This window comes from Roseateles sp. GW821-FHT09H11 (assembly GCF_059415845.1).
This window is the reverse complement of the sequence record NZ_JBWKOA010000009.1, coordinates 234,305-255,007: the sequence shown is the minus strand read 5'-3', so window position 1 is coordinate 255,007 and position 20,703 is coordinate 234,305. Positions and strand designations below refer to the sequence as shown.

Sequence of the window (20,703 nt, the reverse complement as noted above, 5' to 3'; positions counted from 1 at the left end):
CGGCGCGGCGCCACAATGCCAGCTTCCTCGACATCGACCGGCTCACGAGGCCGCGATTCCTGCCATGACCTTCCCCACCTCGATGGCCCGTCGTCTCCGCTTGGCCGCCCGTCTGACCGCCCTCGCCGCCGCGTTGTCCACGATCGGCGCGCTGCCGGCGCTGATGCCCACGGCCATGGCCGCGAGCGCCTCGGCCTCGGTGTCGTGGCAGGAGGCCTCCGGCGACGCCGACATCGAGCGCGCCTTCACCCAGGCCCGTGGCGAGAAGAAGCCGGTGCTGCTGTACTGGGGCGCCAAGTGGTGCCCGCCGTGCAACCAGCTCAAGGCGACGCTGTTCAACCGCGCCGACTTCATCGAGCAGTCGCGCGCCTTCGTCGCGGTCCACATCGACGGCGACAACCCCGGCGCCCAGCGCCTGGGCGCGCGTTTCAAGGTGCGCGGCTACCCGACCATGATCCTGTTCAGCAACGACGGCCAGGAACTCACGCGGCTGCCGGGCGAAGTCGACGCGCCGCAGGTGCTGCGCGTGCTGCAGCTGGGCCTGGCCGGCGGTCGTCCGGTGAAGACCGTGCTGGCCGACGCGCAGGCCGGCAAGAAGATCTCCGCCAACGAGTGGAAGCTGCTGGGCTTCTATTCGTGGGAAACCGATGAGCAGCAGCTGGTGCCCGCCGCGCAGCGTCCGGCGTTGCTCGCGAAGCTGGCTGCGGCGAGCCAGGGCGTCGATGAGGAGACGACCACGCGCCTGTGGCTGAAGGCGCTGGCCGCCACTGAAGGCGGCGGCGCCCTGAAGGCCGACGCCGCCCTGCGCGCGCGTGTGGACCAGGTGCTGGCAGACCCGGCCGCCGCCCGTGCGCAGATGGACGTGCTGAGCAACAACGGCGACGACATCGTTCGCGCGCTCGCCCCCGCGGCTGGCGCGGACCGGCAGGCACTGGTCGCGAAGTTCGATGTGGCGCTGAAGCGCTTCGAGGCCGACGCCTCGCTGTCGCGCGCCGACCGGCTGCAGTCGCTGCTGGCGCGTGTCGAGTTGGCACGCCTCGACCAGAAGAAGGATGAGCTCGCGCCCAAGCTGCCGGCGCCGCTGCTGGCCGAGGCCAAGGCGCATGCCGCCAAGGTCGACAAGGAAGTCACCGACGGCTATGAGCGCCAGGCGGTGATCACGTCGGCGGCCTACCTGCTCGGACGTGCCGGCCTGTGGAGCGAGAGTGACGCGCTGCTGAAGGCCAGCATCGCCAAGAGCCACAGCCCGTACTACCTGATGAGTTCGCTCGGCAGCAACGCCCGCAAGCAGGGCAAGAAGGACGAGGCACTGCGCTGGTACGAGGAGGCCTTCAACAAGAGCGAAGGCCCCGCCACCCGCCTGCAATGGGGATCGAACTACCTGAGCGCGCTCGTCGAGCTGGCGCCGCAGGATTCGGCCCGCATCGAGAAGACCGCGGCGCAGCTGCTGGCCGAGGCCGAGAAGGACAAGGGCGCCTTCTACGAGCGCAGCGCGCGCTCGCTGCAGAAGGTCGGCAGCCAGCTGGTGGCGTGGAACGCGAGCGGGCAGCACGACGCCTCGCTCACTCGTCTGCGCGCCCAGCTGGACGGCGTCTGCGCCAAGCAGGACGCCGGCGACAAGGGCGCCTGCGAGTCGCTGCTGAAGAAGAAGGGCTGAGGCCCCTCCTCGTCCCGAGTTACTTCAGCAGGCCTTCAGCCTTCATCGCTTCCTGGACCGCCGGCCGCGCCGCGATGCGGCCGCGGTAGGCGACCAGGTCCGGATAGCCGGCCAGGTCGACGCCAACGTGCTGGCCCCAGTTCGAGACGGTGAACAGGTAGGCATCCGCCACCGAGAACTGGTCGCCCATCAGGAACTGCTTGCCCGCGAGCTGCCCGTCGACCCACTTGAAGCGCTCGTGCAGCTTGGTCCGGAAGACGCCCTTGGCGTCCTCGGAGATCGCCGGATTGAACAGCGGGCTGAAGGTCTTGTGCAGCTCGGTGGTGATGAAGTTGAGCCACTCCTGCAGCCGGTAGCGCGCCATCGTGCCGTTGGCCGGCGCGAGCTGCTTGTCCGGCGCCTGGTCGGCGATGTATTGGATGATCGCCGGCCCTTCGGTCAATCGCTGGCCGTCGTCCAGCTCCAGCAGCGGCACGTAGCCCTTCGGATTGATGCCGTAGTAGTCGGTGCCGTCCTGCAGCTTGTGGGTCTTGGTGCTGGCCATCACCGGCTCGAAGGCCAGGCCGGCCTCGCGCAGGACGATGTGAGGGGACAGCGAGCAGGCGCCGGGACTGTAGTAGAGCTTCATGGGGGGTCTCCTTCTGACTTGTCGATCGTACTCGTACAGTCTGCCAGTCCCCACCGCGTCCAAGGGCCTCCTCCATGAGCACTGCTTCCTCCGCCAAGACCTACGCGTTCGAAGACTTCACCGTCGGCCAGGTGCGCGAGTTCGGCTCGCGCCTGGTCGACCGCGAAGAGGGTCTCGCCTTCGCCGCCGCCTACGACCCGCAACCGCTGCATCTGGATGAAGCCGCCGCCGATGCCTCGGTGCTGGGCGGCCTGTCGATCAGCGGATGGCAGACCTGCGCGCTGGTCATGCGCATGATGTGCGACGCCTACCTCCTGGACTCCACCAGCCAGGGCTCGCCCGGCATCGACAACCTGCGCTGGCTCAAGCCGGTGCGCCCCGGCGACACGTTGCGCGTGCGCATGACCGTGCTGGAGACGAAGGCCAGTCGCAGCCGTCCGCAGATCGGCCTGGTGCGTTCGGGCTGGGAAGTCTTCAACCAGAAGGACGAGCAGGTGATGAGCATGGAAGGCTGGGGCATGTTCGGTCGCAGGGAAAGCGGGTCGGAAAGCTGACCGAAGGCACCCGCCCGCGCGCCTCCCGCTCGCCATAATCGCCGGGCACCAAGGAGGAGCGAGTTGATGACGATGCGTCCCGGGGCAAGCCCTGTCCCCCGAGCCTGGCCGATCCGCGCCCTGGCCCTGATGGCGATGGCCGCCGTGGCGGCCTTGTCCGGCGTCGAAGCGCGGGCCGATGCTCCTGGCCGAGCGCTGCAACCCTGCCGCGTCGAGGGCGTGCCCACCGAGGTCCTGTGCGGGAGCCTCAAGCGCCCGCTTGATCCCGCCCGACCGGATAGCGTCCGCATCGACGTTCACTACGTCGTCGTGCCTGCGCTGGCGCGCAACAAGCTGCCGGATCCGGTGCTGCTGCTTGCCGGCGGGCCCGGTCAGAGCGCCATCGCGCTGACGGCCACGGTGATGCCCCGCCTGTCCCGGCTGAACTACCGCCGCGATCTCGTGTTCATCGACCAGCGGGGCACGGGACGGTCGGCACCGCTGGCCTGCCCGGACAACAGCGGGCGCAGCCTCGACGAACTGCTGAAGCCCGGCGCCAAGGTCCGGCTGCTGGAACAGTGCCGCGATGCGTTGAAGCAGCTGCCCTACGGCGACTTGCGCTTCTTCACGACGACGATCGCGATGCAGGACATGGACGCGGTCCGCGCGGCGCTTGGCGTCGAGCGCTGGAACCTGGTCGGTGCGTCCTACGGCACGCGGGCGGCGCTCGAGTACCAGCGTCAGTTCCCTGATCGCGTGCGCCGCAGTGTCATCGACGGCGTCGCGCCACCCGACATGGTGCTGCCGGTCACGTTCTCGCAGGACTCGCAGCGGGCGCTGGACGCGGTGTTCACTGCCTGCGCGGCCGATGCGTCCTGCGCCGCGCGTTTCCCCGGTCTGCAATCCGAGTGGCAGGGGCTGCTCAAGAGTCTGCCGCGCAAGGTCTCGTTCACGCATCCGCTGACCGGCCGGCCGGAGGAGGCGACGCTGACGCGTGAGGGCCTGCTCGGGCTGGTCCGGCCGCCGCTGTATGCCCCCAGCGTCGCCGCGGCGCTTCCGGCCGCGTTGCACGAGGCCTCGCTGGGTCGCTTCGACGCGCTGGCCGGTCTGGCCGGTCAACTGGGCGGCGGATCACGGGCGATGCGGATCTTCGAGGGCATGCACTTTTCCGTCGTCTGCGCGGAGGACGCGCCGCGCATCGCGGCCTCGACCGAAGCGCCCGCGCCCGACTTCGGCACCCTGGACCGGGACCTCTATGCCCGTGTCTGCGGCGCGTGGCCGCGCGGCGAGGTGCCGCCGGCTTTCTACACGATCCCGACGGCCAGGTCCCCGGTCCTGCTCACCAGCGGCGGCAACGATCCCGCCACGCCGGAGCGGCACGGGCAACGCGTGAAGGTGGCGCTCGGTGACCAGGCGCGTCACGTCGTCGTCGGTGCCGCCGGCCACGGCGTCGCGCTGACCCTGCCCTGCATGCGCGACGTGCTGTTCCGCTTCATCGATGCGTCGCGCGACGCCGACGCGCTTCAGGTGGACGCGAGTTGTGCCAAGGGCGTGCCCCGTCCTCCCGCGTTCCTGCCCCCCACGCCGGCCGCCATCGCGGCCGCCGCCTCCGCCGCCCGGGAGTCCGACCGATGATCCGCCTGCATGCGCTCCACAAGACCTTCCAGACGCGCGGCGGAGGGTCGCTGGCGTCGATGTTCGGAAAGAAGGCCCAGGCCCGTACGGTCGTCGCCGTGGAGCACCTGAACCTCGACGCACCCAACGGTCGCATCACCGGCCTGCTCGGCCCCAACGGCGCCGGCAAGACCACGTCGTTGCGGATGCTCGCGGGCCTTTTCCCGCCCGACCGCGGCACGATCGAGGTCGACGGCCTCGACGTGCTGAAGCAGCCGCGCGCGGCCTTGGCGCGGATGGGCATCCTTGGTGACGCGCACGGCCTGTACCCGCGACTCACGGCACGCGAAAACATCGTCTACTTCGCGCGGTTGCAGGACATGCCGATGGACGAGGCGCAGGCACGGGCCGAATCGCTGGCCGAGTTGCTGGACCTTCGCGCGATCCTTGATCGCCGCGCCGAAGGCTTCAGCCAGGGCGAACGGATGAAAACCGCTCTGGCCCGCGCGCTCGTCCACGACCCGGCCAACATCGTGCTGGACGAGCCCACCAACGGTCTGGACGTCGTCGCCACGCGCGCGTTGCGCGAGGTCCTGCGCCACCTGCGCTCGCCCGAAGGCGGTGGCAAGTGCATCGTCTTCTCCAGCCACATCATGCAAGAGGTGGAACAGCTCTGCGACCAGGTGGTCGTGATGTCCCACGGCCGCTCGGTGGCCACGGGCACCGTCGACGGACTGCTGGCGCAGACCGGCCGCCAGCGCTTCGAGGACGCCTTCGTCGACCTCGCCTTCCCTGAAGCCGCGCCCGCGCGCCTGGAGTCCGCATGAACGGTCCGTTCTTCAAAGCCTTCCGGACGGTCTTCGCCAAGGAGGTCCTCGATGCCCTCCGCGACCGCCGCACGCTGCTGCGCCTGCTGATCCCGTCGGTGCTGATGGGCCCGCTGATGCTGACCCTGATGTCGGGCTTGGCAGCCTCGCTGCAGGAGCGCGCGGAGCAGCGCGAGGTGCTCGTCGCGGGCATCGAGCACGCGCCGACCCTGCGCAACTACATCGAACGCCAGACCTACACGATCAAGACCGCGCCCGTCGACTACGAAGCGCGGCTGCGCGATTCGAAGCTCACCGATCCGGTCCTCGTCGTGCCGGTGGACTTCGAGACGCTGCTCGCCGGCGGCGAGCCGGCGACGGTGGAGATCGTGAGCGACAGCGCCAATCAGCGCGCGGAGGCCGGTGTCGGCGCGCTCGGCCGCCTGCTGCAGGGCTTCAGCAGCGAACGCGCGACGCTGACCCTCGCGATGCGCGGCATCGGCGCGCAGCAGCTCCGCCCGGTCGACGTCCAGGAACGCGACCTCGCCAGCATGCAGGCGCGCTCCACGCGGCTCACTCAGATGTTGCCGATGTTCATCATGATGGCGGTGCTCTACGGCGCGCTGACCGCGGCGCTCGACAGCACCGCCGGCGAACGCGAACGCGGTTCGCTCGAGCCGCTGCTGGTCAACCCGGCGCCTCATTCAGCGATCGTCGCGGGCAAGTGGGCCGCCGTGCTGATGGCCGGGCTGCTGGTTGCGGTGCTGTCCAACCTCAGCTTCCTGCCCGGCCAATGGTTGATGCGCAGCGACGCGCTCGCCGCGATGTTCCAGTTCGGCTGGGGCGAGGCGTTGCGCTTCCTGCTGCTGCAGATCCCGCTGGGCGCGGGGCTGTCCGCCGTGCTGATGGCGCTGGCGATCCGCACCAAGACCTTCAAGGAGGCGCAGGCGAGTACGACGCTGGTCATCACCGCCATCGCCCTGACGCCGATGGTGGCCATCGTCAATCCAGGGGGAGAGGCCTCCTGGCACTTGTGGGTGCCGGGGCTCGGTCAGAACCAGCTCATGATGCAGGTGCTCAAGGGCGAACCGCTGACCTTTGCGAAAGTGATGCCGACGGTGATCGTCGGTGCCGCGCTCACGTTCGGCGGACTCGCGCTGGTGGCCCGCTCGATGCGCGCCGCGGTGGCGCGATGAGCGGCACCGGGGTACTCAGTGGCGCGTGGCGAGCGCCAGCTGGACTTGCTCCTGCCAAGGCAGCATGTGCACGATGCCATTGAGCTGGATCGCCGATTCAATCGGCGCGAGCACCTCGCCCTCACCATTCAGGAACTGCATGTTGGTCACGAGCGCCATCGGATCGACCATCGACACCACCCCGTAAGGCATGCGCACCCAGTCCCACGCCACACCGGCTGCACCGAATTCAGATTCGCCGCTCCACAGGGTTTGCCCCATGGCCGGGTGATCCTCGTCTCCCGTCACCAACACGCGCGTGCTCAAATGCGCGAACTGTAAGCGGGGCAAACGCTGGACATCACACAATATTCGTGGCCACGCGTACACAATCCAAGCTGGTGTCATTGTCAGAATTGTTTGGTTTGGCTATTGCGGATCGGCGGTTGCTGCTTCTCCCCTTGACCAGAAGTGTGGTCACGAAGCGGTCGGCTCGCCAGCTGTAAACCCTGTCAGGGGCGTGAATGCGTCACGTGACCTATGCGGCCCGATGGGGCGCGTGGCGGATCACAGACAGGCGAGCAGGTCCGCCACAGCGACCGAAGAGGCCCACTAGGCCGGCCACGGGCCGGAGCGATCAATGCTGCAAGGCGGTTATCAATCAGTCCTGGAAGCGCGCTCACGCGAAGAGTTCCGCAGTGAGGTGATCCGCTTCGCGCATAAGCTGGACTTCCAGACGGTGTCGGCCATCACGGTCGTCGATCACACGCTGGCCGAGACCGAGTTCATCACCATCGACAACTGCCCCGTGGGCTACGCCGAAGTGATGCACGCACCGGAGTTCGGCCGCCGCGATCCGGTGATGCAGCATTGCAAGCGCAACAGCATGCCGATCGTCTGGGACCGTCAGACCTACGCCCGTCACGGCGCGAGCGACATCTGGGAATCGCAGGCGCAATTCGGCTACAGCACCGGCATCTGCCTGGCGCTGCATCTGCCCGAGGGGCGGCATTTCGTGCTCGGCGTCGATCGCGATCAGCCATTGCCCAGCGACTCGGGCCAGTTGACGCGCATGGTCGCGGATCTTCAGCTGTTCGCCGTGCACGCGGTGGACACCGCGCTGCGCGTGCTGCTGCCGGAAGAGAAGGTCATCGAATCGCCCCGGCTCACGCCGCGCGAACTCGAGTGCCTGCATTGGACGATGGAAGGCAAGACCGCCTGGGAAGTCGGCGCGATCCTCAGCATCACCGAGCGAACGGCCGTGTTGCACATCAACAATGCGATGCACAAGCTGGCCTGCTCGAACAAGCACCAGGCGGTGCTCAAGGCCCTGCGGCTGGGCCTGATTCGCTGATGCTGCCTTCGGCGCCAGCTTGTAAACACTGTAAGAGCTGACAGTTATGCGGGCGTCCGCACGCTGCTTCAATCCGTTCCGTGCTCAACACATTCCTGGGCACGTCACCGAATCTGGAGCCTCTCATGCAAGCCCAACCCCAAAACATCGCCGTCAACACGCAAGTCGAAGAAGGTCTGGTCGAGTTGGACCTGCAGTCCCTGGTGCATGTCGGCGGTGGCGCTCCGAAGGGCACGTGGCTGGTGGGGCAGACTGTCCTCGTCGATGTGTCCGCCGCGGAAGTCGAACCCGCACCCAAGGGCACTTGGTAAACCATCCATGTTTCGCGAACCGTCAGGTTCGCAACAAGGCGTAGCAAATCGTGGTGGCGCTGTTCCGCGCCGAGGCGCAGGCCTCGCAACAGCAGGCCTGGCTGGGTTCGGTGCAATTGCATCGACCGACCACGTTGAAGTGGCTGAGCATTCTGGCGCTGGGCGGTGTGATCGCAGTCGGTGCCTTCCTGTTCAGTACCGAATACACCCGCAAGGCCCGCGTCAACGGCTTGCTGGTGCCCGAGCGGGGCGTGATGCGGCTGAGCGTGCCGCAAAGCGCCACCGTCATGGCACGACCCGTCCAGGACGGGCAGCAAGTCCGCGAAGGTGACGTGCTGTTCGTGCTGTCGCTCGACAGCGCCAACCCGACTGGCGATGGCCTGTCGCGGACCTTGAAGGATCGTGAGCAATCGCTGGGTGCCGCGCAGGCGCAGCAGCGGGAACTTGCGCAGAGTCAGGCGGCGTCGCTGAAGGCGCGGGTCGCCACGCTCGCATCCACACTGCAGCAGGCAGACGCCGAGCTGCAGCTGCATGCCCAGCGCGAAGCACTGGCGCAGCAGAGTCTGGGACGGCTCGAATCGCTGGCGAAGGACCAGTTCGTTTCGAGTGCCCAGGTCCAGACCAAGCGGGAGGAGTTGCTTGGCTTGCAGGCCCAACGGCAGGCGCTGGCGCGAGAGCGCGAGAACCTGCAGCGGGAGGCGTTGGGCTTGCAAGCTGAGCTTCAGTCGATTCCGTTGAAGGCGCAGGTCCAGCAAGGGGAACTCGCACGCGACATCGCCGCGCTGCAGGCGCAAGGCGTCGAAAACGAGGCGCGCCGACGACTGGTATTGCGTGCGCCCAGCGACGGTCAGATGAGCACCGTGCTCGCCGAGCCTGGCCAGGTCGTTCAGGCCGGCACGCAACTCGCCGCCCTGCTGCCAGCGCGCACGCAACTGCAGGCCCATCTCTACGCACCGTCCAGCGCCGTCGGCTTCCTGAGACCACATCAGGCGGTGCTGCTGCGCTACCAGGCGTTTCCGTATCAGAAGTTCGGCCAGCAGCAAGGCGAGGTGCTGCAGGTCTCGCGTACGCCGCTACAGGCAGCGGAACTCGCGCAACTCGGTCTGCCTGCCGCGATGGCGCAAGGCGAGCCGATGTATCGCATCACGGTGCAGCTCCAACGCCAGTCGGTCGAGGCCTACGGGCAGGACCAGACGCTCAGCCCCGGTATGCTTCTCGAAGCCGACGTGCTTCTTGAGCGGCGCCGTCTGATCGAATGGATCTTCGAACCGCTGTTGAGCCTTGTCCGCCGTGTCTGATGCCCCCTCTTCCGGCGCCCCTGTCTCGGGCGCCACGCCCGACGGCATCCTGTCGCGGCTGAACCTCGGCTGGCGCCGCCGCCGTCCCGTCATCCTGCAGACCGAGGCCGCCGAGTGTGGCCTCGCGTGCCTCGCGATGGTCGCCGGCGCGCATGGCCAGCGTTGGACGCTCGGCGAGCTGCGCGACCGTTTCGCGGTCTCCCTCAAGGGTCTGACCATGGCGGATCTGGTGCGCATGGGCGCGCAACTGGGTCTCACCGCCCGCGCCCTGCGCGCCGAGCCGCAGACGCTGCACAAGCTGCAGACGCCCTGCATCCTGCACTGGGACTTCAACCACTTCGTCGTGCTGGAACGTGTCGACGGCGACCGTGCCGTCGTCCTCGATCCCGCGCATGGCGAGCGCCGGCTGATGCTGGCCGAGGTCTCCAAGCATTTCACCGGAGTCGCCCTCGAATTGCGCCCGGGCATGGACTTCGCACGCAAGGCGCCTGCGCCTGCGCCGAAGTGGCGCCAGCTGCTCGGTCACGTGACCGGCTTGAAACGCTCGATCGCGCAAGTCCTGGCCCTCGCCCTGGGGCTGGAGCTGCTCGGCCTCCTCGCGCCGTTCCTGCTGCAATGGACCGTCGACGGTGTCATCGTCAGCGCCGATCGCGACCTGCTCGTGACACTGGGCATCGGCTTCGCGCTGCTGGTCCTGCTGCAAGTGGGTGTCGGGCTGCTGCGCTCGTGGGCGGTGATGATCCTGTCCGCATCGCTGAACCTGCAGTGGCTTTCCAACGTGTTCTCGCATCTGCTGCGGCTGCCGCTCGCCTGGTTCGAGAAACGCCACCTCGGCGACATCTGGTCTCGGTTCTCCAGCGTGCAGGAGATCCAGAAGACGCTCACGGGCAGCTTCATCGAGGCCATCCTCGACGGTCTGATGGTGCTGCTGACACTGGCGATGATGGTGCTTTACAGCGGTCGTCTGACGGCTGTCGCGCTGGCCGCAGTGGCCGGCTATGCGCTGCTGCGCTGGGCCTGTTTCCGACCGCTGCGCGACGCGCAGGAAGAAGCGTTGACCCACGAGGCGCGCCAGAACACGCATTTCCTCGAATCGCTGCGCGGCGCGCAGGCGATCAAGCTCTTCAATGCGCAGGCGGATCGCGGCGCGCGCTTCGCCAACCTGATCGTCGAGCAGATGAACGCGTCACTGACCGGCCGCAAGCTCGAACTCGGCATGACACAGGGCAACAAGCTGCTGTTCGGTCTGGAACGCGTGGTCATCGTCGCAATGGGCGCGATGCTGGTGCTGGACAACGCGCTGTCGGTGGGCATGCTGTTCGCTTTCCTCGCCTACAAGGACCAGTTCAGCCAGCGCATCGCCGGGCTGATCGACAAGGTGGTCGCGCTGAAGATGCTGCGGCTCCAAGGCGAGCGCCTGGCCGACATCGTGCTGACCGCACCCGAGGCGGAGTTCGAAGCACCCGGCCGCGCGGTGCCGCACGACGCGGCGCTGGAACTCGACGGCCTGCGCTTCCGCTACGCCGATGGTGAGCCGGAGGTCATCGCCGGCTGCTCTCTTCGCATCGAACCCGGGGAGTCGGTCGCGATCGTCGGGCCTTCGGGTTGCGGCAAGACGACGCTGATGAAGCTGATGCTGGGCATCCATGCGCCGCAGCACGGTGAGATCCGCATCGGCGGCGTAGCGCTGACGCAGTTGGGCGCTAACGCCTGGCGCGAACGCATCGGCACGGTGATGCAGGACGACCAGCTTTTCGCCGGCAGCATTGCCGACAACATCAGCTTCTTCGACCTCGACGTCGATCCGGACTGGGTGCGCGAGTGCGCAAGGCTGGCCTGTGTGCTCGAGGACATCGAGGCCATGCCGATGCGCCTGCAGACGCTGATCGGCGACATGGGCTCAAGCCTGTCCGGCGGTCAGCGCCAGCGCATCCTGCTGGCGCGCGCGCTGTACAAGCGCCCTAGTTTCCTGTTCCTGGACGAGGCCACCAGCGCACTCGACGTCGAGCGCGAGCGGCTCGTCAACGCGAGCCTTCGCCAGCTGTCGCTGACGCGCATCGTCATCGCGCACCGCCCCGAAACGATCGCGGCGGCGCAGCGCGTCGTCAGCCTGCAGGGCGGACGGGTGGTGCAGGACCTCCGCTCGGTCCAGCACCGCTGAGCGGCGCCCCGCAGACGCCGTCTCTTCCGTTCAATCGGGCTTGATCTTCGCGCGGGCCACGACCTGCTTCCAGCGCTGCTGCTCCTGCGCGATGAATGCGGTGAACTGCGCGGGCGTGTTGCCTACAGCCTCGGCCGCGTCATGGCTCAGACGCTCCCGGGCCGACGCGGAACGGATCGCCTTCACCGATTCGACCGCCAGCTTGTCGACGTTGGCTTGCGCCAGGTTGGCCGGCGCGCACAGCCCGTACCACTGCGTCATCTCGAAGCCGGGGTAGCCCTGTTCCGCGACCGTCGGCACATCGGGCAGTTGCGGCAGGCGCTCCTTGGAGCCGGTCGCGATGCAACGCAGCTTGCCCGCCTTGATGAACTGCATGATGGCCGGCGCGCCCACGGAAGCCGCCTCGAGGCGCCCCGCGAGCAGGTCCGTCAACTGCGGGCCGGTACCTCGATACGGCACGTGCAGGATGAAGAGGTCGGCGACCATCTTCAGATATTCCATCGCCAGGTGCCCCGCACTACCGTTGCCCGCAGAACCGTAGCTGAACTTGCCCGGGTTCTTGCGCACGAGAGCCACCCACTCCTTCAGGTTGCGCGCCGGCACGTCGGGGTGGACGACGTAGAGGCTGGGCACCTTGGCCAGCAGCGTGATGGGCTTGAAGTCGCGGTTGGGGTCGTAGGGCAGCTTGTCGTAGATGTACGGGTTCACCGCCAGCGTGCCGATGTGGCCGAGGATCAGCGTGTGCTGATCTTCCGCGCGGGCAACCTCGCTCATCGCGATGTTGCCGCCGCCGCCGGGCTTGTTGTCGACGTAGACCGACTGCCCCAGCGTCTTGCTGAGTTCGGCGGCGGTCGCGCGGGCGACGATCTCGCTACTGCCACCCGGAGCGAAGGGCACGACGAAACGCACGTTCCGCGATGGCCAGGTCGATTGCGCAAAGGCAGGGAACGACGCGCCGAGGGCGGCACCCGCGGCGCCGAGCGCAGTGGACTGCAGGAGGAAGCGGCGGCGGTCCTCGTCGATGGGGATCATGCGGAGTCTCCGATAGGTTCTTCTGGAAAGTCCGACTCTACGCGGGGCCCGCTGTCAGCGTGCTTTCAGGGCCCTGGGCCGGGCGGCCGCCGCCCCACCCCGGCGAGAGGGGTCGGCGGGGAACTCAAACGGGTCGCGTCTCTTCTTCCATCCAGCCCAGCCAGCGCATCGCCTGTTCGCGGGAGTCGCCGCACATGTCTTCGGAAGGGGGCAAGGAACCGCACACCGCGGGCCGCTCCGGTTGGCCAAAGATCTTGCAGCGCAGCGCTTCATCGAGCTGGATGCAGCGCACCCCGGCCGGCTTGCCGTCAGGCATGCCGGGAATCGGACTGCTGATCGACGGCGCGATGCAGCAGGCGGCGCAGGAGGGGCGGCAATTCATGGGAGACGGATTGTCGCCGCCCGCCCGTGAATGGCGCCAACAAGGTCCTTGGCGATGCCCATGAGGCAGTGACTTATCCACAGCCCCGCGTAAAATCACGCCCTTCCCTCATCTGAACGCCAGCCGGCTTCCATCGCCTGATTTTGCGCCTTGGGCGCGTCGCGATGGCCTTGATCCATCTGATCGCCGATTTTGCTGGACGCCTTGCCATGCTTTATCCGAAAGAGTTCGACGTGATCGTGGTCGGTGGCGGCCATGCCGGTACCGAGGCCGCGCTAGCAGCCGCCCGCATGGGCGTCAGCACATTGCTGCTGACCCACAACATCGAGACTCTGGGGCAGATGAGTTGCAATCCGTCGATCGGCGGGATCGGCAAGGGCCATCTGGTCAAGGAAGTCGATGCGCTCGGCGGAGCGATGGCCGCGGCGACCGACGAGGGTGGCATCCAGTTCCGCATCCTGAACGGCTCCAAGGGTCCGGCCGTGCGCGCCACCCGCGCGCAGGCCGATCGCATTCTCTACAAGGCGGCCATCCGCCACCGGCTGGAAAACCAGCCCAACCTGATGCTGTTCCAGCAGGCCGTGGACGATCTGATGGTCGAGGGCGACCGCGTCGTCGGCGCCATCACGCAATCGGGTCTGCGTTTCCGCGCCCGCGCCGTGGTGCTGACCGCAGGGACCTTCCTCGACGGGAAGATCCACATCGGTCTTGAGAACTACGCAGCCGGCCGCGCCGGCGATCCGCCGGCGGTATCGTTGTCGGGACGGCTCAAGGAACTCAAGCTGCCTCAGGGCCGCCTCAAGACCGGCACCCCGCCGCGCCTGGATGGCCGCACCATCGATTTCTCGAAGTGCGCGGAGCAGCCCGGCGATCTGGACCCGGTGCCGGTGTTCAGCTTCATGGGGAACGCCGCGCAGCATCCTCGGCAGCTTCCCTGCTGGATCACGCATACCAACGAGCGCACCCACGAGATCATCCGGTCCGGCTTCGATCGCAGTCCGATGTTCACGGGCGTCATCGAAGGCGTCGGCCCGCGCTATTGCCCGTCCATCGAGGACAAGGTCAATCGTTTTGCCGACAAGAACTCGCACCAGATCTTCCTGGAGCCCGAGGGTCTGACGACCCACGAGTTCTATCCGAACGGCATCTCGACCTCCCTGCCCTTCGATATCCAGTTGGCCGCCGTCCGGTCGATCCCCGGCCTGGAGAACGCGCACATTCTTCGGCCCGGGTATGCGATCGAATACGACTACTTCGACCCGCGTGAACTGAAGTCCAGCTTCGAGACCCGCGCCATCGGGGGCCTGTTCTTCGCCGGTCAGATCAACGGCACGACCGGCTATGAAGAGGCGGCTGCCCAAGGGCTGTTCGCCGGCTTGAACGCGGCGCTTCAGGTCCAGGGCAAGGACAACTGGCTCCCGAGCCGCGACCAGGCCTATCTGGGCGTGCTGGTCGACGACCTGATCACCAAGGGCGTCACCGAGCCCTACCGGATGTTCACGAGCCGTGCCGAGTTCCGCTTGCAGCTCCGAGAAGACAACGCCGACATGCGCCTCACCGAAGCTGGCCGCCAACTGGGGCTGGTGGACGATGCTCGCTGGGATGCCTTCAACCGGAAGCGCGATGCTGTTTCACGTGAAACAGAGAAGCTGAAATCGACCTGGGTCAACCCGAACACCCTTCCAGCGGCCGACGCTGAGCGGCTGGTGGGCAAGGCCCTGGAGCGTGAGTACAACCTCATCGACCTGTTGCGTCGACCGGGGGTCACGTTCGACACCATCGCTGAAGCGGCATCCATTGCACGCCCTGGCGCCGGCGTCACTCGCACCGCCCTTGCTGAATCACTGGGAACCGATCTCGCCGCGGCGGTCATTGAGCAACTGGAAGTTGGCGTGAAGTACGCTGGCTACATCAGCAAACAGCAGGAAGATGTTGCCCGTGCATCGAACTACGAGCACCTGAAGCTGCCCGACGACCTGGACTACGGCTTGGTCACCGCCCTCTCCTTTGAAGCTCGCCAGAAGCTGGGCAAACATCGCCCGGAGACGCTCGGCCAAGCATCGCGGATTTCCGGCATCACGCCAGCGGCGATCTCGCTCCTATTGATCCATCTCCGGAAGGGCCGCTTCAAGGGCTTTACCGATCACACCTTGGTCGACTCGACTGCCGCTTGATTCCTTCCTCATCCGCTCATCGATGACCGACCTCGACCGCCGTTCCCGCCTCGCCACCGCCGCTGAAACACTCGGGCTCGCCCTCACTGACGAGCAACTTGACCGGTTGATCGCTTATCTCGACCTGCTGTCGAAGTGGAACAAGGTCTACAACCTGACTGCCGTTCGCGATCCCCAGGCGATGCTGACTCAGCATCTGGTGGACAGCCTCAGCCTGATCCCGCCGCTGCGGCGGCATGCCGCCGGGGAACCGCTCCGGCTGATGGACGTGGGGAGCGGCGGCGGGCTGCCGGGCGTGGTCATCGCCATCTGCGACGCGACCATCGATGTCACGTGCGTGGACACCGTCGGCAAGAAGGCTTTCTTCATCGCCCAAGTCGCTGCGGAGATTGGACTGCCCAATCTGCACGCTGAGCACTCTCGGGTAGAGCAACTGAAGACAGCGCCCTTCGATGTCATCACTTCGCGGGCATTCGCCTCGCTTGCCGACTTTACCGAGTGGACCCGGATGCACTTGAAGCCGGGGGCTGTGTGGGCAGCGATGAAGGGCCAGCATCCCACTGAAGAGCTCGCCGAACTCGCCCAACGTGCCCCGGATCTGTCGGTGTTTCACGTGGAACAGCTGAACGTTCCGGGTCTCGACGCTCAACGTTGCCTGCTGTGGATTCGTCCGACGGCCGCCATCGGTTAAGCTGCGCCCCTCTCCAGAGCCCTGCCCACCGACCATTCATGGCCAAGATTTTTTGCGTTGCGAACCAAAAAGGCGGCGTCGGCAAGACGACCACCACCGTGAATCTGGCTGCCGGACTTGCCAAGGTCGGGCAGCGCGTGCTGGTGGTGGATCTTGACCCCCAAGGTAACGCGACGATGGGCTCGGGCATCGACAAGCGAGCACTGTCGCTGACCGTCTATGACGTCCTGCTGGAGTCGGCCACCATTGCCGAGGCGAGGCAGCGGAGCGAGAAGGCCGGCTATGACGTGCTGGGCGCCAATCGTGAGCTGGCTGGTGCCGAGGTGGAGCTGGTAGAACTCGACCGCCGCGAGCAACGCTTGAAGACGGCATTGGCTGCCTCGGCACAGGATTACGACTTCATCCTGATCGACTGCCCTCCCTCGCTGTCCATGCTGACGCTGAACGGACTGTGCTCGGCGCATGGCGTCGTCGTACCGATGCAGTGCGAGTACTTTGCTCTGGAAGGCCTCACGGACCTAGTCAACACGATCAAGCAGATCCACGCCAACCTGAATCCGGACCTGCAGATCATCGGCCTGCTGCGCGTCATGTTTGACCCGCGCATCACGCTGCAGCAGCAGGTCAGCGAACAGCTGAAGGCGCACTTCGGCGAGAAGGTGTTCGACACCGTCATCCCTCGCAACGTCCGCCTGGCCGAAGCCCCCAGCTATGGCCTGCCTGGCGTCGTTTTCGACGGAGGCTCCAAGGGTGCGCACGCCTTCATCGATTTCGCCAAGGAAATGGTGACTCGCGTCGGCGCGATGCGCTGAACGATGTCGGCCGAGCTGCACGCCCTCGCCCGCCGTGCGGAACTGGCCGGCTTAAACGCGGCGTCCTCGCCACGTGAAGCACAGGTCGAGGGTTGGCTGCTGCGACTCTCCCCGGGCAAGGCCAAGCGCTCGCGATGCGTGAATGCGCTCGCGGGGGGCACCCTTCCCCTCGACGACCTGCTGCGCCGCTGCCGCGCCAGCTTCGAGCAGGCGGGACTGCCGCTGATCCTTCGGCTCACCCCATTCAGCCAACCCGCCGATCTTGACGATCAACTCGCCGCCAAGGGGTGGATCCGGTTTGATCCCGCCGACGTGATGGTGCTGCCATCATTGGATGCCTTCGCTGACGCGAACGGGTTGATGTCGCTGTCGCCCGTCGAGTACGCCGCACTGATCGGCGCACTGCGCGGTTCCAGTGCCGAGGAGATCGACGGCCATGCGCGTCGCCTCGAGCAAGCCAGCATCCCGCATCAGGCCTTCAAGATGGAGCACGACGGCGTGCTGCTCGCCTGTGGCCAAGTGGCCATCGATCCGGGTCCCGACGGAGCGCCGGCAGGCGGAATGGCGGGGCTGTTCGACATCTTCACGCCCGAGGACCAACGCGGTCGTGGTCATGGCCTCAGGCTCTGCGCGGCCCTCCTGGCCGAGGCGCGCCGGCAGGGCGCCCTCAGCGCGTATCTGCAGGTGGGAGCCGACAACGCGGCCGCGCAGCGGCTGTACGACCGCCTGGGCTTCCTGCAGGCCTATCGCTACCACTACCGCAGCGACGACCCTCGCGCCTGGGCGTGAGCGCCTAGTCGCGCGGCTGCCAGACCTTCAACAGCGTGTGGCGGGTGAAGCCCGGCACGAAGTCGTGCACATGGCTGATGCAGGCGTAGCCCAGGTGCTCGTACATCTCGGCGGTCTCGTCCAGCAGCGTCTCGATCAGCGCGTCGACGCACCCTCGTTTCAATGCCATTGCTTCGAGCTGGCGCAGGCAATCGCCGCCGATACCCTGCCCACGACGGTCCGCGTGGACCCACAGGTAGTTGACGTAGAGGCGCTGGAACTCGGTGCGCCCGGAGGCGCCGGCGATCAACTCCTCGCCGTCATACAGCGCCACGGCGATGTCTTGCGCATCGCTGCCCTGCGCCTGTTGACGTCCGTAGCGGATGACGCCGTCGCGAAGCAGCTCGAGGTCGCGCTGGGTGACGGCCCCATCCCGGCGCCATTCCCAGCCAGCGCCCTTCGTCGATGCCATCAGATGTCGTTGACGTCCGGACCGGTCAGGCCCAGCGACTCGTCCACGCCCAGATGCACATTCATGCTCTGCACCGCGGCACCGCTGGCGCCCTTGCCCAGGTTGTCCAGACGGGCCATCACGAGGATCTGCTGCTCGCTGCCGAACACGAACAGGTCGACGTTGTTCGTGTCATTGCAGGCCTGCACATCGAAAAAGCCCACGGCCAGCGTGTCCGCATCGCGCAGCGGTTTCACGTGGATGAAGCGCTCGCCTTCGTAGTGGGCGGCCAGGGCGTCGCGGACCTGTTGGGGCGTCGTGCCGGCGCGAAGCTGGCTCAGGTGCAGCGGCACGGTCACCGCCAGGCCCTTGTAGAAGTTGGAGACGATGGGCATGAACACCGGCGCCGTCTTCAAGCCGGTGTGAGCCATCATTTCCGGCAGATGCTTGTGGGCCAGGCCCAGCGCGTAAGGCCGCGGCGCGATCAGCTTCGGATTCCCGCCCGCCTCGTACTCCGCGATCATGGATTTGCCGCCTCCCGAGTAGCCGGTGATCGACGTCGCCGTGACCAGCGCGTCGGGCGACAGCAGGCCGGCATCGACCAGCGGGCGCACCGCCAGGATGAAGGCGCTGGCGTGGCAGCCCGGGTTGGCGATTCGCTTCGAATCGCGGATCGCGGCACGCTGGCCCTTTGCCAGTTCCGGAAGACCGAAGGCCCAGCCCGGCGCGGTACGGTGCGCGGTGCTGGCGTCGATCAGACAGGTCTTGGGATTGCTGACCATGGCCGCGGCTTCCCGCGAGGCGGCGTCGGGCAAACAGAGGAAGGCGACATCGGCGGCATTCAGCAGTCGCGCGCGCTCGGCGCCATCCTTGCGCTTGTCGGCGTCGATGCGCAGCACCTCGATGTCGGCGCGCTGCGCCAGATATTCATTGATGCGCAGGCCGGTCGTGCCTTCCTGCCCGTCGACATACACCGCGTACTTCATCGCCGCTCCTGCAAAATCCGCTGCCTCCGGGACCCTCCCGAAGAAAGCGCGAAGCATAAGGCCAACCGATGTCAACACACGCCATTCCGCCGAATGACCCGGACCTCTCCCCGATCACGCGGCCCGTCTACCTGCTGCCGGGGTGGTTGAACTCCGACCCCGATCACTGGCAGAGCGAATGGCAACGCCTTCACGGCGACAGCCGGGTCGAGCAGAACGACTGGGAGTGGCCACGCCGCGGCGACTGGATGGCCCGGCTTGACGAAGTGCTGCAGCAGGACGGTCGCCTGCACGACCAGCCGGCGCTGCTGGTCGCGCACAGCCTCGGCTGCCAGTTGGTGGCGGCATGGGCGGAGCATTCGGCCCACACGCGGCTGGTGGCCGGCGCGCTGCTCGTCGCGCCTCCCGACACCGAGCGCGAAGAGATGCCTCCGCAGCTGCACAACTGGAGGCCGATCCGACGCCCGCGGCTGCCCTTCCCCGCGATCGTCGTCGCATCGAACGACGATCCCTTCTGCACACCGGAACGTTCCGCCGGCATGGCGGCAGACTGGGGCGCGGAGTTCGTGCTGGCAGGACCGCTGGGACATCTCAACGCCGCGTCCGGCCTCGGCGCGTGGCCGCAAGGGCGCGAGATGCTGAAGCGTCTGGCCGGCTGAAACAGCTGATCAGGCGACATCCGACATCGGGCCGACGGCCCTCCCCCCGGAATCACGGAGAATCGCGCCCCATGGCGACAAAGAAACCCAAGGGCCTGGGCATGGGCCTGGAGGCCCTGCTCGGCCCCAAAGTGAGCGACGCACCGGCGGTGCGCGAAGGCGAACCCGGCGTGCTACCGCTGGCGCAGATGCAGGCCGGCAAATACCAGCCTCGCACCCGCATGGATGAAGGCTCACTCTACGAGCTGGCCGAAAGCATCAAGGCGCAAGGGATCATGCAACCGATCCTCGTGCGTCCGATCGCGCCCAACGGCGCGGTCCGCTACGAGATCATCGCGGGCGAACGGCGCTTCCGCGCCGCGAAGCTGGCCGGCCTGGCCGAGGTGCCGGTGCTGGTCAAGCCGGTGCCCGATGAGGCCGCCGCCGCGATGGCGCTGATCGAGAACATCCAGCGCGAAGACCTCAACGCCCTGGAAGAGGCCCAAGGCCTGAAGCGGCTGGTCGATGAATTCGGACTGACCCACGACCAGGCGGCGCAGGCGGTGGGCCGCTCGCGCAGCGCGGCCTCCAACCTGCTGCGCCTGCTGAACCTGGCAGAACCCGTCCAGAACATGCTGATGGCCGGCGACATCGACATGGGCCACGCACGCGCGCTGCTGGCGCTGGACGGCGCCCACCAGATCACCAGCGCCACTGAGATCGCCGCGAAGAAGCTCAGCGTGCGGGAGGCCGAGAAGCTGGTCCAACGTCAGCAGGGTGGCGGCCGGCAGGCGCCGCTGCTGCGGGTGAAGGCGAACAAGAGCCGGGACGTGCTCCGACTCGAGGAAGAACTTTCCGACCTGCTGACGGCGCAGGTGGAAATCCGCGTCAAGAAGAAGACCAAACGCGGCGAACAGGGTGAGGTCGCGATCAGCTTCGGCTCGCTCGATGAACTGAACGGCTTGCTGCAAAAACTGCGTCCCGCCGGCGCGGACGAGTGACGCCGCGCGCGGCCTCGCACGGAGGCTCGCCGATCGGCCAATCCGCAAGAATGGCACGCGGGATGCGTGCTGTCTTCTTCGTACTTCCCACAGGTGCCCCACGTCGGGGGATCGTCAACTTTCGCGCTTCACAGGCGTTGGACATGGGAGTACAACGGGGTCATGTCTTGCTATCGCGCATCGCTTCCGATGGGCGTAGCATGACCCGGTAAAGCCGTACCGCGCTCAAGG

21 protein-coding genes are annotated in these 20,703 nt (G+C 67.0%); 15 read left to right on the top strand and 6 right to left on the bottom strand.

The features are described 5' to 3' along the window. Positions 1–64: 64 nt before the first annotated feature. Positions 65–1,657 (top strand): thioredoxin family protein, encoded by a 1,593-nt coding sequence (locus tag AC07PR_RS27105; RefSeq protein ID WP_495137121.1) that lies wholly within the window; start codon positions 65–67, stop codon positions 1,655–1,657. Positions 1,658–1,676: 19 nt separating this feature from the next. Here the strand turns inward: AC07PR_RS27105 and gstA are convergent, their stop codons facing one another. Continuing rightward, positions 1,677–2,285 (bottom strand): glutathione transferase GstA, encoded by a 609-nt coding sequence (gstA, locus tag AC07PR_RS27100; RefSeq protein WP_483108331.1) that lies wholly within the window; start codon positions 2,283–2,285, stop codon positions 1,677–1,679. Between the two features lie 74 nt (positions 2,286–2,359). On the opposite strand from gstA, the gene AC07PR_RS27095 reads away from it, so the two are divergent. From AC07PR_RS27095 to AC07PR_RS27080, 4 genes are all read left to right on the top strand, one after another. Beyond that, positions 2,360–2,839: a MaoC family dehydratase gene (locus tag AC07PR_RS27095; RefSeq protein ID WP_483108330.1), complete on the top strand. Its 480-nt coding sequence runs from the start codon at positions 2,360–2,362 to the stop codon at positions 2,837–2,839. Positions 2,840–2,905: 66 nt separating this feature from the next. Further along, the gene (locus AC07PR_RS27090) at positions 2,906–4,453 is read left to right on the top strand and encodes an alpha/beta hydrolase (protein ID WP_495137120.1); all 1,548 of its coding nucleotides are present in this window, start codon (positions 2,906–2,908) and stop codon (positions 4,451–4,453) included. Next, on the top strand, positions 4,450–5,259 hold the full coding sequence (locus tag AC07PR_RS27085) for an ABC transporter ATP-binding protein (RefSeq protein WP_495137119.1): 810 nt from the start codon (positions 4,450–4,452) through the stop codon (positions 5,257–5,259). Before AC07PR_RS27090 ends, AC07PR_RS27085 begins: the two co-directional genes overlap by 4 nt. Continuing rightward, positions 5,256–6,434, top strand: coding sequence for an ABC transporter permease (locus tag AC07PR_RS27080; RefSeq protein WP_495137118.1), 1,179 nt, complete (start codon positions 5,256–5,258; stop codon positions 6,432–6,434). Before AC07PR_RS27085 ends, AC07PR_RS27080 begins: the two co-directional genes overlap by 4 nt. 15 nt (positions 6,435–6,449) lie before the next feature. On the opposite strand, the gene AC07PR_RS27075 is transcribed toward AC07PR_RS27080, so the two are convergent. Then, a complete protein-coding gene (locus AC07PR_RS27075; protein ID WP_488657366.1) occupies positions 6,450–6,821 on the bottom strand; it encodes a DUF4902 domain-containing protein in 372 nt (123 codons plus the stop codon). A gap of 232 nt (positions 6,822–7,053) precedes the next feature. On the opposite strand from AC07PR_RS27075, the gene AC07PR_RS27070 reads away from it, so the two are divergent. From AC07PR_RS27070 to AC07PR_RS27055, 4 genes are all read left to right on the top strand, one after another. Next, positions 7,054–7,767 (top strand): helix-turn-helix transcriptional regulator, encoded by a 714-nt coding sequence (locus AC07PR_RS27070; RefSeq protein WP_377158805.1) that lies wholly within the window; start codon positions 7,054–7,056, stop codon positions 7,765–7,767. A 125-nt stretch (positions 7,768–7,892) separates the two neighbouring features. Continuing rightward, positions 7,893–8,078, top strand: coding sequence for a hypothetical protein (locus AC07PR_RS27065; protein ID WP_377158806.1), 186 nt, complete (start codon positions 7,893–7,895; stop codon positions 8,076–8,078). Positions 8,079–8,128: 50 nt separating this feature from the next. Further along, a complete protein-coding gene (locus AC07PR_RS27060; protein WP_483108326.1) occupies positions 8,129–9,376 on the top strand; it encodes an HlyD family secretion protein in 1,248 nt (415 codons plus the stop codon). Beyond that, on the top strand, positions 9,369–11,537 hold the full coding sequence (locus tag AC07PR_RS27055; RefSeq protein ID WP_495137117.1) for a peptidase domain-containing ABC transporter: 2,169 nt from the start codon (positions 9,369–9,371) through the stop codon (positions 11,535–11,537). The genes AC07PR_RS27060 and AC07PR_RS27055 overlap by 8 nt, the downstream gene beginning before the upstream one ends. Positions 11,538–11,567: 30 nt before the next feature. Here the strand turns inward: AC07PR_RS27055 and AC07PR_RS27050 are convergent, their stop codons facing one another. After that, on the bottom strand, positions 11,568–12,569 hold the full coding sequence (locus AC07PR_RS27050) for a Bug family tripartite tricarboxylate transporter substrate binding protein (protein WP_377158812.1): 1,002 nt from the start codon (positions 12,567–12,569) through the stop codon (positions 11,568–11,570). A 124-nt stretch (positions 12,570–12,693) separates the two neighbouring features. After that, positions 12,694–12,951 carry a YkgJ family cysteine cluster protein gene (locus AC07PR_RS27045; protein ID WP_067280155.1) on the bottom strand — a complete coding sequence of 86 codons (258 nt, stop codon included), beginning with the start codon at positions 12,949–12,951 and terminating at the stop codon, positions 12,694–12,696. Positions 12,952–13,160: 209 nt separating this feature from the next. Between AC07PR_RS27045 and mnmG the strand changes: the two genes are divergently transcribed. Genes mnmG through AC07PR_RS27025 form a run of 4 tightly spaced genes read left to right on the top strand, consistent with a single transcriptional unit; the run spans position 13,161 to position 17,417 of the window. Then, entirely contained in the window at positions 13,161–15,125 is a 1,965-nt protein-coding gene (gene mnmG, locus AC07PR_RS27040; protein WP_495137166.1) for a tRNA uridine-5-carboxymethylaminomethyl(34) synthesis enzyme MnmG, read from the top strand. Between the two features lie 22 nt (positions 15,126–15,147). Then, complete coding sequence (gene rsmG / locus AC07PR_RS27035; protein WP_377158814.1) at positions 15,148–15,816, top strand: 16S rRNA (guanine(527)-N(7))-methyltransferase RsmG; 669 nt, start codon at positions 15,148–15,150, stop codon at positions 15,814–15,816. A 38-nt stretch (positions 15,817–15,854) separates the two neighbouring features. Continuing rightward, positions 15,855–16,628: a ParA family protein gene (locus AC07PR_RS27030; protein ID WP_483108322.1), complete on the top strand. Its 774-nt coding sequence runs from the start codon at positions 15,855–15,857 to the stop codon at positions 16,626–16,628. Positions 16,629–16,631: 3 nt separating this feature from the next. Beyond that, positions 16,632–17,417: a GNAT family N-acetyltransferase gene (locus AC07PR_RS27025; protein ID WP_495137116.1), complete on the top strand. Its 786-nt coding sequence runs from the start codon at positions 16,632–16,634 to the stop codon at positions 17,415–17,417. A 4-nt stretch (positions 17,418–17,421) separates the two neighbouring features. Here the strand turns inward: AC07PR_RS27025 and AC07PR_RS27020 are convergent, their stop codons facing one another. Further along, the gene (locus AC07PR_RS27020) at positions 17,422–17,868 is read right to left on the bottom strand and encodes a GNAT family N-acetyltransferase (RefSeq protein ID WP_431100925.1); all 447 of its coding nucleotides are present in this window, start codon (positions 17,866–17,868) and stop codon (positions 17,422–17,424) included. Next, positions 17,868–18,833 (bottom strand): N-acetyl-gamma-glutamyl-phosphate reductase, encoded by a 966-nt coding sequence (argC, locus tag AC07PR_RS27015; RefSeq protein WP_495137115.1) that lies wholly within the window; start codon positions 18,831–18,833, stop codon positions 17,868–17,870. The genes AC07PR_RS27020 and argC overlap by 1 nt, the downstream gene beginning before the upstream one ends. A 68-nt stretch (positions 18,834–18,901) precedes the next feature. On the opposite strand from argC, the gene AC07PR_RS27010 reads away from it, so the two are divergent. Together AC07PR_RS27010 and AC07PR_RS27005 are read left to right on the top strand one after the other, a co-directional pair. Then, positions 18,902–19,492 (top strand): RBBP9/YdeN family alpha/beta hydrolase, encoded by a 591-nt coding sequence (locus AC07PR_RS27010; RefSeq protein ID WP_377158823.1) that lies wholly within the window; start codon positions 18,902–18,904, stop codon positions 19,490–19,492. A gap of 71 nt (positions 19,493–19,563) precedes the next feature. Next, positions 19,564–20,472: a ParB/RepB/Spo0J family partition protein gene (locus tag AC07PR_RS27005; protein ID WP_331614092.1), complete on the top strand. Its 909-nt coding sequence runs from the start codon at positions 19,564–19,566 to the stop codon at positions 20,470–20,472. Positions 20,473–20,703: the final 231 nt, after the last annotated feature.

Coding starts and splice junctions, on each gene's coding strand:
- AC07PR_RS27105 (WP_495137121.1), top strand. CDS start 65: ATGACCTTCCCCACCTCGATGGCCCGTCGTCTCCGCTTGGCCGCCCGT.
- gstA (WP_483108331.1), bottom strand. CDS start 2,285: ATGAAGCTCTACTACAGTCCCGGCGCCTGCTCGCTGTCCCCTCACATC.
- AC07PR_RS27095 (WP_483108330.1), top strand. CDS start 2,360: ATGAGCACTGCTTCCTCCGCCAAGACCTACGCGTTCGAAGACTTCACC.
- AC07PR_RS27090 (WP_495137120.1), top strand. CDS start 2,906: ATGACGATGCGTCCCGGGGCAAGCCCTGTCCCCCGAGCCTGGCCGATC.
- AC07PR_RS27085 (WP_495137119.1), top strand. CDS start 4,450: ATGATCCGCCTGCATGCGCTCCACAAGACCTTCCAGACGCGCGGCGGA.
- AC07PR_RS27080 (WP_495137118.1), top strand. CDS start 5,256: ATGAACGGTCCGTTCTTCAAAGCCTTCCGGACGGTCTTCGCCAAGGAG.
- AC07PR_RS27075 (WP_488657366.1), bottom strand. CDS start 6,821: ATGACACCAGCTTGGATTGTGTACGCGTGGCCACGAATATTGTGTGAT.
- AC07PR_RS27070 (WP_377158805.1), top strand. CDS start 7,054: ATGCTGCAAGGCGGTTATCAATCAGTCCTGGAAGCGCGCTCACGCGAA.
- AC07PR_RS27065 (WP_377158806.1), top strand. CDS start 7,893: ATGCAAGCCCAACCCCAAAACATCGCCGTCAACACGCAAGTCGAAGAA.
- AC07PR_RS27050 (WP_377158812.1), bottom strand. CDS start 12,569: ATGATCCCCATCGACGAGGACCGCCGCCGCTTCCTCCTGCAGTCCACT.
- AC07PR_RS27045 (WP_067280155.1), bottom strand. CDS start 12,951: ATGAATTGCCGCCCCTCCTGCGCCGCCTGCTGCATCGCGCCGTCGATC.
- mnmG (WP_495137166.1), top strand. CDS start 13,161: ATGCTTTATCCGAAAGAGTTCGACGTGATCGTGGTCGGTGGCGGCCAT.
- rsmG (WP_377158814.1), top strand. CDS start 15,148: ATGACCGACCTCGACCGCCGTTCCCGCCTCGCCACCGCCGCTGAAACA.
- AC07PR_RS27030 (WP_483108322.1), top strand. CDS start 15,855: ATGGCCAAGATTTTTTGCGTTGCGAACCAAAAAGGCGGCGTCGGCAAG.
- AC07PR_RS27025 (WP_495137116.1), top strand. CDS start 16,632: ATGTCGGCCGAGCTGCACGCCCTCGCCCGCCGTGCGGAACTGGCCGGC.
- AC07PR_RS27020 (WP_431100925.1), bottom strand. CDS start 17,868: ATGGCATCGACGAAGGGCGCTGGCTGGGAATGGCGCCGGGATGGGGCC.
- argC (WP_495137115.1), bottom strand. CDS start 18,833: ATGAAGTACGCGGTGTATGTCGACGGGCAGGAAGGCACGACCGGCCTG.
- AC07PR_RS27010 (WP_377158823.1), top strand. CDS start 18,902: ATGTCAACACACGCCATTCCGCCGAATGACCCGGACCTCTCCCCGATC.
- AC07PR_RS27005 (WP_331614092.1), top strand. CDS start 19,564: ATGGCGACAAAGAAACCCAAGGGCCTGGGCATGGGCCTGGAGGCCCTG.